The 12,761-nt window shown below is 69.7% G+C and carries 7 protein-coding genes; 2 read left to right on the top strand and 5 right to left on the bottom strand.

Annotated elements, in window-relative coordinates:
* The 3 genes from QC821_RS15620 to QC821_RS15610 are packed head-to-tail and all read right to left on the bottom strand — an operon-like array spanning window position 1 to window position 7,093.
* Entirely contained in the window at window positions 1-4,884 is a 4,884-nt protein-coding gene (locus QC821_RS15620; RefSeq protein ID WP_309723485.1) for a hypothetical protein, read from the bottom strand.
* Window positions 4,881-5,705 (bottom strand): hypothetical protein, encoded by an 825-nt coding sequence (locus QC821_RS15615; protein WP_309723483.1) that lies wholly within the window; start codon window positions 5,703-5,705, stop codon window positions 4,881-4,883. Before QC821_RS15615 ends, QC821_RS15620 begins: the two co-directional genes overlap by 4 nt.
* Window positions 5,702-7,093 carry a hypothetical protein gene (locus QC821_RS15610; protein WP_309723481.1) on the bottom strand — a complete coding sequence of 464 codons (1,392 nt, stop codon included), beginning with the start codon at window positions 7,091-7,093 and terminating at the stop codon, window positions 5,702-5,704. Before QC821_RS15610 ends, QC821_RS15615 begins: the two co-directional genes overlap by 4 nt.
* Before the next feature lie 356 nt (window positions 7,094-7,449).
* On the opposite strand from QC821_RS15610, the gene QC821_RS15605 reads away from it, so the two are divergent.
* Entirely contained in the window at window positions 7,450-9,429 is a 1,980-nt protein-coding gene (locus QC821_RS15605; RefSeq protein ID WP_309723478.1) for a RecQ family ATP-dependent DNA helicase, read from the top strand.
* Between the two features lie 6 nt (window positions 9,430-9,435).
* Here QC821_RS15605 and QC821_RS15600 read toward each other — a convergent pair whose 3' ends face one another.
* Window positions 9,436-10,047, bottom strand: a complete 612-nt coding sequence (locus QC821_RS15600) for a hypothetical protein (RefSeq protein ID WP_309723475.1) — start codon at window positions 10,045-10,047, stop codon at window positions 9,436-9,438.
* 40 nt (window positions 10,048-10,087) lie between these two features.
* Window positions 10,088-11,650, bottom strand: a complete 1,563-nt coding sequence (locus QC821_RS15595) for a sigma-54-dependent transcriptional regulator (RefSeq protein ID WP_309723471.1) — start codon at window positions 11,648-11,650, stop codon at window positions 10,088-10,090.
* A 289-nt stretch (window positions 11,651-11,939) separates the two neighbouring features.
* Between QC821_RS15595 and phhA the strand changes: the two genes are divergently transcribed.
* Window positions 11,940-12,743, top strand: a complete 804-nt coding sequence (gene phhA / locus QC821_RS15590) for a phenylalanine 4-monooxygenase (protein ID WP_309723468.1) — start codon at window positions 11,940-11,942, stop codon at window positions 12,741-12,743.
* Window positions 12,744-12,761 lie beyond the last annotated feature (18 nt).

The following is a 12,761-nucleotide window of genomic DNA, read 5'->3' as shown; positions in this document are numbered from 1 at the left end:
CTACGTCTCCTCGCCGACCGGCTCGCTGACGTGGATGCCGAACAGGCTGGCTTCGCCGGTGCTGCGACCGAGCTGCTCGGGTTCGACGCTGCGGCCGTCGCGGACCATGACATGGCCGCCCTGGCCCTGAACGCCGCCGATCACGCTGCCCACCAGGTAGGTGGGGAAGATTGCCGGGTCGTTCTCATAGTTGGGATTGTGGATCAGGCCGATCATCTGGAAGCGCCCGCGGGTGTTGCGCAGCGACTCCAGCGAGTCCTGGATCAGCCGCCGGTGGGAGAGCTTGGAGAACAGGCCGTCGAGCAGGATCACGCTCTCGCGGCTGTTGCGCGCCCGCCGCTTGTGGTGACCGGGCAGTTCGCGCAGCTCGCGCTCGATGGCGAACTCCGAGAGCTTGACCAGCCACATCAGCGACACCGCCTCGCGCTGGCCCTCGGACATGTCCTCGTTGAGCGAGAACAGCCGACCGTGGGGGCGGATGGCGTCGTGCTTGAGGCGAATCGCCACGTCGTGGAACAGCCCGCGGTAGATGCGCCGGCGAATCTGGCGCAGCAGGTCGTCGTCGCGGCGCCGCGCATCGCCGTCGGGCATGCCGCCGTCGCGCTCGGCGCGGCGCTTCTGCGCCAGCTGGTGCTCGTCGATATCCGCCAGCAGGGTGGTGATCAGCTCGCGCAGCGGCTCGCCGTCGATCAGCGACGCCTTGACCTCGAAATAGGCGCCGCCCTCGCCGTGGCTGCGCGCCACGCGCTTGAGGATATCCAAGTTGCCGGCGGCGTCGGCGATGATCGAGCTCAGCCGCTCGACCAGGGTGCCTTCGATCTGCTCGCGTGAGGCGTGCAGCCGCTCGACGCGCTGGCGATGCTCGCCGAGCTGAGCGTCGAGCTGATCGTGCAGCGCCGCCAGATCGGCCAAGGCCGCTGCGCTGACGCCCTTCAACGCCCCCAGCCGCGCGCGCTCGGTATCGCTGAAGGCACGGCTCTGGGCGGCTGCCTCCAGCGCCTCGGCCAGGCGCCGCTCGAGGGCACGCACCGCCTTATCCTGGCGCTCGCGGTCGCGCGCTCGTTCACCCAGGTTGAGATCATCAAGCGCATCGATCAGGGTTTGCTGGCAGGCCTCCAGCGCCGCCGGATCGGGCAGCGCCGCCTCACTGCCTGCCAGCCGCCACCAGTCGTCAAGCGCTGCCTGACGCGTCGCCTGGTCCGGGTCGTCGAGGGGCCAGGCGCTCTGCGGCTCGGCCTCTGCCAGCCGCTGCCTCCAGCCGCTGGGCAGCTCGCGGACCACCGCCAGCCATGCCAGGGCCAGCTGGTCGACCCACTCCATGGCCCGGCGCTGGACGCCCAGCCGCTCGCTGACGCTGTCACGCTCGTCGCGTTTGGCCTTGAGCTGCTCACGGCACTCGCCGCGCTCGCGCTTGACCCGGGCGATCTCACGCTCGAGTTTCTGCCCGCCGCCGCCGGCATCGCGTACGTCGAGGTAGGCGCGGATCCGCGTGAACGAGAAGTCGGCGCGACGGTTGGCCGTGGCCAGCTGCGTCTCGAGCTGCTCCTGCACCTCGGCGGCAGTTTCGATAAAGGCCACGCCGCCCTCGGCCTCGAACTCGGCCAGGGCGCGCAGCCGGTCACGTTCGCCGTCGGCGAACAGCCCGCGCTGCTCGGCGTCGAGCTCGCTGAGACGGCGCTCGAGGGTCTCGCGCTGGGCCTCGGCGTCATGCAGTCGCTCGCCGACCTCGGCCTGGCGTTCGGCCAGGGCATCGAGACGCGCCTCCAGCGCTTCGAGGCGCTCCGCGCCACCAGCGTTGGCAAACTGTTCCGCCGCCAGCCAGGTCTCACCGTGGCGCTCCAGCGCCTGCTGAGCATCGACCAGCTGCGGGCGTTGCTCGGCCAGTTCGCTCTCGGCCGCCAGTGCCGCCTCGGCGGCGGCCTCCAGGGCCAGCTCACCGCCGGCTTCCAGGTAGCGCTGGTAGTCGTCGATGCAGCTCAGCGCGGCGTCGCTGAGGCGCGGCGCCAGCGCCGCCTGGCGCCCGGCCAACGCAGACTGCTCGGCACCCAGCGCCTCCAGCGCATCGACCACCCCGGCTTCGTCGGCCTGCCTGGCGCGTACCGCCAGGGCGTAGGCCTCGCCGTGGGGGTCGAGACGCCGGCATTCGACTTCGAGTGCCACCTGGCGCTCGCGGTCGGCGGCCAGGCGCCGCTCGGTGGCCTGACGCAACTCGTCCAGGTAGCGCGGGTCGAGGGCCGCCTTGACCGCCAGCGTCTCGACGCCCTGTACCGCACCAAGCGGCGAGCGGCCGGCCTCCAGCCGCGCCGCCAGGGCCCCGGATTCGAGTACCGGCAGCGCCAGGCCGGCGTCGACCAGCAGGCCGGCGACGTCTTCGGCATTGGCATCGCCCTCGACCACCGGCGCAAACAGCACCCCGGCGGCCTGGGCCAGCCACTCGCGGCGCCGGGCTTCTGGCCAATGCGCGGCGTTGAGTACTTCGTGCAGCGGCTGCCAGGCGATCTCCTCGCGCTGCAGCAGGCGCTCGGCCTCGGCTTCCACCGCACGGCGTTCGAGCGGGTCGCCGCTCAGGCTCTCCAGGTAGCGCTGGCGCTCGGCAATGACGCTATCCAGCGACTCCGCCTCGCTGAGCAGTCGAGGATAGCGGCGCTGGGCATCGCGCAGCCAGTCCGCCGGGGCCAGTTCGCTGCGCTCGGCGAAGCTCAGCCGCGCCTGATGCAGCTCGCGCAGCTCGGCCTCGCGCTGGGCGAGGCGGTGCTCGGCATCCGCCAGTTCACGCTCGCGCTCGCGCAGGCGGCTACGCAGGTGCACCGGTTCGTCATCGCCATGCAGCTCGGCGTAGCGCCGTGCCGCCTCGGCCAGCGGCGCCAGCCGCGCCTGCTCGCGGCGGGCATCCTGCTGGCGCTGCTCGGCGTCGCGGCAGCGGGTCTCGAGTTCGGCCAGCTGGGTCTTGCGCCGCGACCAGAAACCGCGCGGCTCCTCCTCCGGCCAGCCCTCGACGAAGGCCTGCCACGGCCCTTGCCCCTGGCTGAGCAGGCCCTGCTCGCCGGCCAGGCGCTGCTGCTCGTCGCGCAGGGTGGCCGCCTCGTCGCGCAGCTCGCGGCACTGCTCGAGCAGCGGTTGGCGCTGCTGCTCAGCGGCCTCGCGGGCCTCCTCGATCAGCGCCTCGCGCTCGTGCTTCTCGGCCAGGCGCTCGGCGGGCACTTCGTGGGGGTGACGCTGGCGGAACTCGGCGTGCCAGGCGGCGACCTGCTTGAGCTCGCCGCTGCGGCCCAGATGCGCGTTGAGGGCGCGGCGCGCCTCCTCGGCCTCGCGGCGGCTGGCCTCGGCGGTGTGTTCCGGCGCCTCCAGCTCGGCCTCGCTGAACAGGCCATCGGCAAGCGCCTGGGTATAGAAACTCTGGTTGTCGACGAACTCGCGCTGCTGCCCCTCGAGGCGCTCACGGTCGTGCTCGAGCCCCTCGAGCTGCTGCTCGAGGCCGTCGAGGTCATGGCCTAGCTCATCGAGGTAAGTGCGGTCGGCGATCACCTCTTCGCGGAAGCGGTTACCGTCCAGCGCTTCGAAGGCGTCGGCCGCACTATCCAACGCCTCCAGGGCACGGTGGCGCGCGCTGTCGTCGTTGAAACTCAGCGTCTCTGCCAGCCAGTCGCGGGCGGCGGCAAAGGTCACGTGGCCCAGGTCGCGAGCGCTCAGCCACTCGGCGTCGGGCAGGTGAATAAGCCGGCGGTGGGCATCGACCCTCGCGCCGCGCTCGGAGAGCGCCTGGCGGACGCTGCGCTCGCTAGCGCCGCTGAGCCGTGCCAGCAGCCAGGTCGAGACCCGCGGCCGGCCGGTGTCGCCCACCGCCCAGGCCAAGCCCGCCAGGGTCGCCGCATCGACGTCGGCGTCGGAGGGCTGCTGCGGCAGCCCCGGCAGGCCGGCCAGGGCCTGGCCGCCGAGCAGGCGCTCGAGGCTGGCCAGCCCCTCGTCGAGACGCTCGCGGGCCTCGCGGGCCTCGAGCAGCGCCGCGCCGTCGGCGCTCAGCGTCGCCAGACTGGCCACCTTGTCGGCGGTGCGGCGCTGGTCGCTCTCGGCTTCGTCGAGGCGATGGCGCAGCTCGGTGATATGGGTGCCGGAGTTGAGGATCACCTCCTCGATCAGCTCCTCGCTCTCGTCGGTCTCGCCGCGGGTCGCGCCGGAGAGGATCTCCGGCGCCAGCACCTCGAAGAAGAACGCCTGGTCGGCTTTCTCGCCGCCGCGCGGCTTGATGGCGTTGAAGATCTGGCTCTTGTCGGCGCCGCCCTCCTTTTGGAAGGCGGCCAGCTGCGCCAGCTCACGGCGCGACACATGGGCACCCACCGCGTCCAGCCACTCCTCGCGGTTGTGGGTCAGGCGCACGTTGCGGCTTGACATGGCGGTCTTGATGTCGCTGTTGGCGTACAGCGCCAGCATGCCGTCGGCGGTCAGGTGGTGGACCGGGATGTCCTCGAGTCGCCCGGGGTAGTGGTAGAACGACAGCCCGCTGCCGTCGCTGTAACCATAGAAGCCGAACACGAAGGTCTCGCCGGCGACCTCTTCGCCGGCGGCGGCGAGCATGTCCTCCTGGCGCTCGCCGCCGCTGCGCGAGCGAAACTCGACGCGCAGATGGCTCCAGCTGCGGCCCTGGCCGGCGACGGTCGACGGCGAGCATTTGCGCCGCGTGCGCGAGATCAGCGAGCGGTCCCGCGACAGCAGGCCGATCAGCGCTTCGGCGAGAGTGGTCTTGCCGAAGCCGTTCTCCATGCTGATGGCGCTGGACTGGCCGCGCAGGTCGAGCAGCAGGTGACGCATTTTGGCGTCCCACGGCGAGGCGATGTCGCCATGCTTGTTGAGCAGGTTGGCGACCTCGATACGATTGATCACGCTCATGCGTCGGCCTCCTGGTGGGCGGCTTGTGGCCTTTCCGCTGATGCCTCGTCGGCCAGGCGTCCCTCGGCCAGCGACTGCAGGTGGCCAAGCTGGTGCAGGCCGACCTGCTCGCTCTCCAGGGCGCCGAGCAGCGTCTGCTGCCAGATATCGCCGCCGGCCTCATCGCCCTCCTCGGCCAGCGTCTCCCGCGGCGACTCGAGCAGCCCAGCGCGGGCCTGCAGGTCGATGAAGGCACGCACCCGGCGGTTGAGGTCCTCGCCGCGCTCGTCGAGCAGCGCGCGGCTGGCCTCCGGCGCCGCCTCGCCCAGGCTGCGCAGCGCCTCGAGCTGCTCGCGCAGCAGGTCAAGCAGCTCGTTGCTGGCGAAGGTCGCCTCCTGGTAGCGGCTGACATCGGACAGCGCGCGGTTGTAGCGGGTGTAGAGCAGGGTGTGCATCAACAGCCACAGCTGCAGGTACCACTGGGCCAGCTCGGCGCGGCTCTCCTGGCGCAGCTTGAGGGCCTCGAACACCGGCTCGCGGGTATACAGCGGCGGCTGCTCGAGGTCCGGGTCGGGCAGCAGCGCGTAGTAGCGCGAGCCCGGCGCGATGCCCGGATAGTCGCCGGACTCGAAGGCCTTGAGGCGCAGGCCCTGGCCGGCCAGGAAGTCGCGCAGCGCCTCGCGCTCGAGGTCGCTGGCGTCATCGATCAGCGCGCAGACATCGCGCTCGGAGAGCTGCCCTTCGCGGGCGGCACGCCGCTTGCGTCCGCTGCCCGGGGCGCGTTCGGCACTGCGGTAGCGCAGCAGGTAGGCGACCACTTCGCCCATTTCACTCATGTTCATTTCGGATCATCCTGATCGGAGAGGCGCAGTGACGGGGTCACCGCGCCGCGGACACATCGGCCGTCAGCGAGGGTCAGCTCGAACGGCGTGGCGTCGATGCCCACCGCCAGGCGGTCATCGAGCAGTTGGGTATCGACGAAGGTGTTGAGCAGCTGAGCCAGGCAGTCGCCCTCTTCGAAGCGGTGCCAGCCCTCGGCCAGCGCCGCCGGCAGTGACAGCGGCTCACGCTGGATGCGCTGGCGCAGCGCCGGGCCGCGGGCCTCGAGGAAGCGCGCCAGCAGCGGGTCCTCGGGGGCCGCGTCGTGCTGCTCGTCGAACACCAGGGCGGCGTGGCTGGTCTCGGCTCGGCGTGACTCCAGCAGCGGAATCAGCGGCGCCATGCGCGGCACCGCGACCTGCACGTGCAGCGGCATCAGCCGCGCCACCAGCGCCTGCTGTAGCGCCGCCGCCGGGGCGCTATTGAGCAGTCCGCGGGCCAGATCGGCGAAGTCGACCACGCCCATCGACTGGATACGCCCCTCGGCGATATCGGCGAGCAGCTCGGCGAGACGCCGCGAGAGATTCTCTATGGCGGTCAGTACCCGGCCGATGGCGCTGGACAGCATGCGCAGGTCCCACTCCTCGCCGCTGGCCGCCTGCTCGGCCTCGCGCCACTCGGCGAAGCGCTCCATCAGCCGCGGCGCGGTGAGCTGGGCGCGGGCGTCGAGCAGGGTACGCTGAATGCTCGACAGCGCGTTGTGATAGTGGCGCTGATTGTCGAGCAGTGCCGCCAGCTTGCCTTCGCGGGTGGGATTCTCGCGCACCCGGCGCAGCTCCTGGGTCAGCCCGCGGATCGCCAGCAGGATCTGGTTGGTGATATCCGGCACCCGGGCGAAATCACCGCGGGCCAGCGCCGCCAGCACCTTGGCGGCATCGTATTCGGAGTACAGCAGGTCCTCGACCTGGCTGGCCAGGGTCACCGCCTGGCGGCCGCTGGCAGTCAGCCGCACCTGGCCGGTCTGGCCCTGCTTTTCGATCAGCGCGGTGCGCTTGGTGCTGCGCGAGGCGCGCGCGGCGCTATCCTCGACGCCTAGCTGGCGAAAGTGCAGCTCGCTGGGAGTGGCCAGCAGGTTGATGACGAAGCTGAGGTCGTCGTGGGGCAGGTCCGGGTAGGTCTCGCGCAGCTGCGCCAGGCAGCGGCTCTGCGAGACGAAAGCGCTGTTGGTGGCGAAGTCGACATCGAGCAGGTAGTCGAGCAGCAGGCAGCCGAGGTCCAGCCAGTAGCCGTCGCGCAGCCCGCGGCGGCTCTCCTGGCTGACCTGCACGAACGGCGAGCCGGGCTCGTGGCCGCTGTCGTGCAGGTCGATTAGCCGCGTGGTGGCGACGAGTAGCTTGCTCCAGGCGGTCATGGGTCTTCCCTGAGGGCAAAGCCGCCATTATGCCAAGGAGTGCCCCTCCGGGTCATGGACGATTATGGAAAACCCAAACGGTAGAGGCCGACACGGGGTTCGCCCAGCGCGGGCGCTGCCGCTATTCCCATAAGCAACTACTCCCTGCGACATGAGGGGCGCCGGGGACAGCTCGAAGAGGAGGTGTCGATGCCATGGATGGCATCGGTAGCGCCCAGGGACGGTTTACAGCGCCTCCTCGCAGAGCTGTCGCCGGATCAGCCCCGGGCTGGTCACCACACCCAGTCGAGTTGTGCAAAGCCGAGCGGCGCCCAGCGGTGTAGGATAGTGGCTTTGGCCAGACAGGGAGGCTCGCCATGCCCCGCGATTCACTCGACACCACGCTCAAGCAGGTCTTCGGCTACGACGACTTTCGTCCCGGCCAGCGCCAGGTGGTCGAGGCGCTGGTGGCGGGCCGCTCGGCGGCGGCGATCTTCCCCACCGGCTCCGGCAAGTCGCTGTGCTATCAGCTGCCGGCGCTGCACCTGCCGCACCTGACACTGGTGGTGTCGCCGCTGCTGGCACTGATGCAGGACCAGCTCGACTTCCTGGCCCGCCACGGCATCGCCGCCGCCAGCATCGACTCGCGCCAGAGCCGCGAGGAGGCCAGCGCGGTGATGGAAGGCGTGCGCCGCGGCGAGATTCGCGTGCTGATGATCTCGGTAGAGCGCCTCAAGAACGAGCGCTTCCGCGGTTTCCTGCGCCAGGTGCCGGTGTCGCTGCTGGTGGTCGACGAGGCCCACTGCCTCTCGGAATGGGGCCACAACTTCCGCCCCGACTATCTCAAGCTGCCCGACTACCAGCGCGAGTTCGGCATTCCCCAGGCGCTGCTGCTCACCGCCACCGCCACGCCGCGGGTCATCGAAGACATGCGCAACAGCTTCGCCATCGACGCCGAGGACGTCACCCTGACCGGCTTCTATCGCCCCAATCTCAACCTGCTGGTCGAGCCGGTGGCCGCCGAGCAGCGCGCCCGCGCCCTGCGCGACTGGCTGCGCCCGCGCCTGGAAGGCCCCTCGCCGCAGCCGAGCATCGTCTACGTCACCCTGCAGAAACGCGCCGAGCAGCTCGCCGCCTACCTCAGCAAGGCCGGCATCGACGCCCGCGCCTATCACGCCGGCATGCAGAGCGAGGCCCGCGACGCCCTGCAGCAGGCGTTCATGGCCGGCGAGGTCAACTGCATCGTTGCCACCATCGCCTTCGGCATGGGCATCGACAAGGCCAATATCCGCAACGTGGTGCACGTCGACCTGCCCAAGTCGATCGAGAACTACAGCCAGGAGATCGGTCGCGCCGGGCGCGACGGCCAGCCCTCCGACTGCCTGATGCTGGGCGGTCGCGACGCCCTGGCGGCACTCGAGAACTTCGTCTACGGCGACACCCCGGAGCGCGACGGCATCCTGCGGGTGCTGGAGGTGATTCGCGAGGCGGCGCCCCACGGCCAGTGGGAGCTCACCCTGAATGCCCTCTCGCAGCACAGCAATATCCGCCCGCTGCCGCTCAAGACGCTGCTGGTGCAGCTCGAGCTGCGCGGGGTGATCGCGCCGCGCTACGCCTACTTCGCCGAGTACCGCTTTCAGTACCAACTCGAGCCCGAGGCGCTGATCGAGCGCTTCAACGGCGAGCGGCGCGACTTCGTCGCCGCCATCGTCGAGGCCGCGCCGCGCGCCAAGACCTGGTGCAGCCTGGACCTCGACGCGCTCAACCGGCTGGGCGCCGAGCGCGGCCTGGATGTGGCCCGGCCACGGGTGATCCGCGCGCTGGAGTACTTCAGCGACCAGGGCTGGATCGCGCTGGAGAGCAAGCAGATGACCGAGGTCTATGCGATCACCCAGCCGGATCTCGACGTGCAGGCCCTGGCCGACGCGCTGTTCGACTACTTCCGCGACAAGGAGCGCGCCGAGATCTCCAGGCTCGAGGCGATGCTGGCACTGTTCGAGTCCGAGCAGTGCCTGAGCCGGCGCCTGGCCGAGTACTTCGGCGATGCCCATGCGCCGCCGCAGTGCGGCCACTGCTCGGCCTGCCGCGGCCAGGTCGCACGGCTGCCCGGCGGCGAGGCGCCGGCACCGCTGGACGCCCGGCAGGTCGCCGCGCTTTGCCAGCCGCTGCTGGACAGGGTCGCCAGCAGCGCAGAAGCCCCGGCGCCCAGCGTCGATCTGCTGACGCGGTTTCTGACCGGCCTGACCACACCGCTGCTGACCAAACTCAAGGCGCGCCAGCTCGACGGCTTCGCCGCCCTGGAGGCGTGGCCATACGCCGAGGTACGCGAGGCGTTGAACCGGCAGTTCGAGGGCTGACCCCGATCAGTATCGCCAGCGCTGCCAGCCGATCATCAGCAGGTGTACCGGCAGGTAGACCACCAGCGGCCACAGCAGGGTGAGGAGGAACAGATAGAGCAGCGGGTCGAGGGTCTCCTGGGTCTGGCCGAAGGGGCCGTGGACCCAGTTGATATTGCGCTCGGCCTCGGTGAAGAAATAGGTCAGCGGCACCACGACCCAGGTCAGCAGGGTCTGCCACAGCAGGGCGCGACGCTTATAGCCGAGCTTGGCCACTCCGATACCCGCCACCAGCGGCAGCACCACGTGGTAGAGCGACATGGCGCGGGCCATGGGCGGGTGCTCGGGGTCAAACATGTACTCGGTGCCGCCGATGGGGTGGACGCCGGTAAGCGCCGCCACGGCGACATCGAGGGTCCACAGCCCGCCGACCAGCGACACCGCCAGCCACTGCATCGACATCAGGGTGCGATGCTCGGCCCATAGCGCCACCAGCAGCAGAAAGCTCGCCACGTTGCACAGCCAGAAGAAGTTCTGGGCGCCCAGTAGCACCACGTAGCTCGGCGCCCAGATCAGGATCCATAGCGTAAAGGCCAGCTTGAGCCAGCGCGGCACCACTGCCGGTGGGAAATCGACCATGACCGTCTCCTTGTCGGTGCACTGCCAACACTCTAGCAGCTCAAGGCGACGCGTCGCCGATAGCGTGGCGCTTGAGCTTGTTGGCGATGGTGGTGTGTGACACCCCGAGCCGCTTGCCGAGCTGGCGGCTCGAGGGGTACTGAGGATAGAGGGCGGCGAGCACGCGCTTCTCCACCTCGCCGAGAATCTCGCTCAGCCCGCCGTCGAGGTCGATACCGGCCAGGCCCGGTGCCTGGCCGACGTCGGGCAGGCGCAGGTGCTGAGGCTCGATGGTCGCCTGTTCGCACAGTGACACCGCCTGGAACAGCACGTTCTCGAGCTGACGCACGTTGCCCGGCCAGTGGTAGCTAGACAGCCGGGCCAGCGCCGCCGGCGAGAGCTGCGGCAGCGGGCAGCCGATCTGGCGCGCGGCGCGGTCGAGGAAGTGGCCCGCCAGCTCGTCGATGCCGTCGAGACAGTCACGCAGCGGTGGCACCTGCAGCGACAGCACGTTGAGCCGATGGTAGAGGTCGTGGCGGAACAGACCCGCGGCGCACAGCTCCGGCAGGTCCTGCTGGGTGGCACAGATCACCCGCACGTCGAGATAGGTCTCCTCGTCGCTGCCGACGCGGCGAAAGCCGCCGTCCTGCAGGAAACGCAGCAGCTTGACCTGCAGCCGCGGGCTCATCTCGCCCACCTCGTCGAGGAAGATGGTGCCGCCGGCGGTAAGCTCGAGCAGCCCCAGCTTGCCCTCGGGCCGGGCGCCCTCGAAGGCGCCCGGGGCATAGCCGAACAGCTCGGTCTCGGCCATCGACTCGGGCAGGCCGGCGCAGTTGAGCGCCATGAACGGCGCCTGCCCGCGCGGGCTGGCCAGGTGGCAGGCCCGCGCCAGCAGCTCCTTGCCGGTACCGGTTTCGCCCTCGATCAGCAGCGGCGCGTCCAGCGGCGCCATGCGCCGCGCCTCGCGAATCAGCTCGGCGAGCCTGGGGCTGGCCTGGAAGATCGCCTCGAAGCCGCGCAGCTCCTGGCGCTGTACCTGGTAGATGCGCTCGCCGATGCGATCGGCGCGATGCAGGGTCACCACGGCACCGGCCAGCGACGCTACGTCATCGTCGTTCTCGCTGTGCAGCGGCGCGATATCGGCCAGGTAGGTAGCCTCCTTGAGCTTGAGGCGCAGGCCGTTGACACGGGCGTTGTTGCGGCGGATCAGCTCGGGCAGGTCGAAGTCCGGCAGGTAGCGGTCCAGCGACAGCCCCGGCACTTCGTCGACACGCACCCCGAGCATCTGCCCCGCGGCGCGGTTGGCGGCGACGATGCGCCCCTCCATGTCGATCGACATCACCGGATCGGAGAGCGACGACAGCAGCGCATCGAGCTCCAGGTGGCGCCGCTCGCTGGGCATCAGGTTGACGCGCTTGACGCTGAATACCCCGGGAATGGTCTCCAGGGTCGGCCTGAGGGTGGCCAGCTGGGCATTGAGCAGCCGCGGCAGGAACAGATAGATGGTATTGCCGTGATCGCCGCCCACCTCGCCGCGCGCCACGTTGACGCCATAGTCGGCGAAGTGGGCGACGATATCGCGCAGGATACCGATGCGGTTCTGGCAGTGAATCTTGAGACGCATGCGAGCTCCTCGAAGGCTATCGCGGGATGCCGCTGACGTCAGCGTCAAGCGGCCGTGACTCTACTGTCAACCTAGCGTGACAGCCAGGCTCGCCTCAAGCCGCCAAGGGGGGCAATCCCGGCTTGCTCGCCGAGCCAATGCGCTTTCATGTAACGTTTATTTTACACGTGGCGCCACACGCCCTTTGCCCTCACCCGCGTATTCCCCTACCCGCGCCCCGCGCCGGCGTCGACACTGAAGCGGATTCCCATGCTCGACAATAACCACAAGCTTCAGGGAGAGCCTGCCCATGACCGAACACAAGACCGCCAAGGCGAGCAAGTACCAGGCCCGCATGCCCGATGAGCGCGGCCATATCCGCTACAGCGACCAGGATCATGCCACCTGGCAGACCCTGATCGAGCGCCAGACGGCGATCATCGACGGCCGCGTCTGCCAGGCCTACCTCGACGGCCTCGAGCGCCTGGCGCTGCCGCATGATCACATCCCCCAGCTGGCCGAAGTGGACCGGGTGCTGGAAGCCGCCACCGGTTGGCGCACCGCCCAGGTGCCGGCGCTGATCCCCTTCGACACCTTCTTCGAGCTGCTGGCCAGCCGCCGCTTTCCGGTGGCGACCTTCATCCGCTCGCCGGAGGAACTCGACTACCTGCAGGAGCCGGATATCTTCCACGAGATCTTCGGCCACTGCCCGATGCTCACCAATCCCGACTTCGCCGAGTTCACCGCCACCTATGGCAAGCTGGGCCTGGCCGCCACGCCCAAGCAGCGGGTCTACCTGGCGCGGCTCTACTGGCTGACCGTGGAGTTCGGCCTGGTCGATACGCCCCAGGGGCGGCGCATCTACGGCGGCGGTATCATCTCTTCGCCCAAGGAGACCTTCCACGCCCTCTCCGAGGCCCCCGAGCACCACCCCTTCGATCCAGTGGATGCGCTGCGCACGCCCTACCGCATCGATATCCTGCAGCCGCTCTACTACGTGCTTGACGATCTGCACACCCTGCACGACCTTTCACGGCAGGACATCATGGCCATGGTCGAGCAGGCCATGGCGCTCGGCCTGTTCGAGCCCAAGTTTCCGCCCAAGGCGGCCTGAGGCGCACGGCGCGCCGCG

Origin of the sequence: Franzmannia qiaohouensis (assembly GCF_031451695.1) — a bacterium.
Classification (GTDB): Bacteria; Pseudomonadota; Gammaproteobacteria; order Pseudomonadales; family Halomonadaceae; genus Franzmannia; species Franzmannia qiaohouensis.
This window is presented reverse-complemented; position numbering and strand designations above follow the sequence as displayed.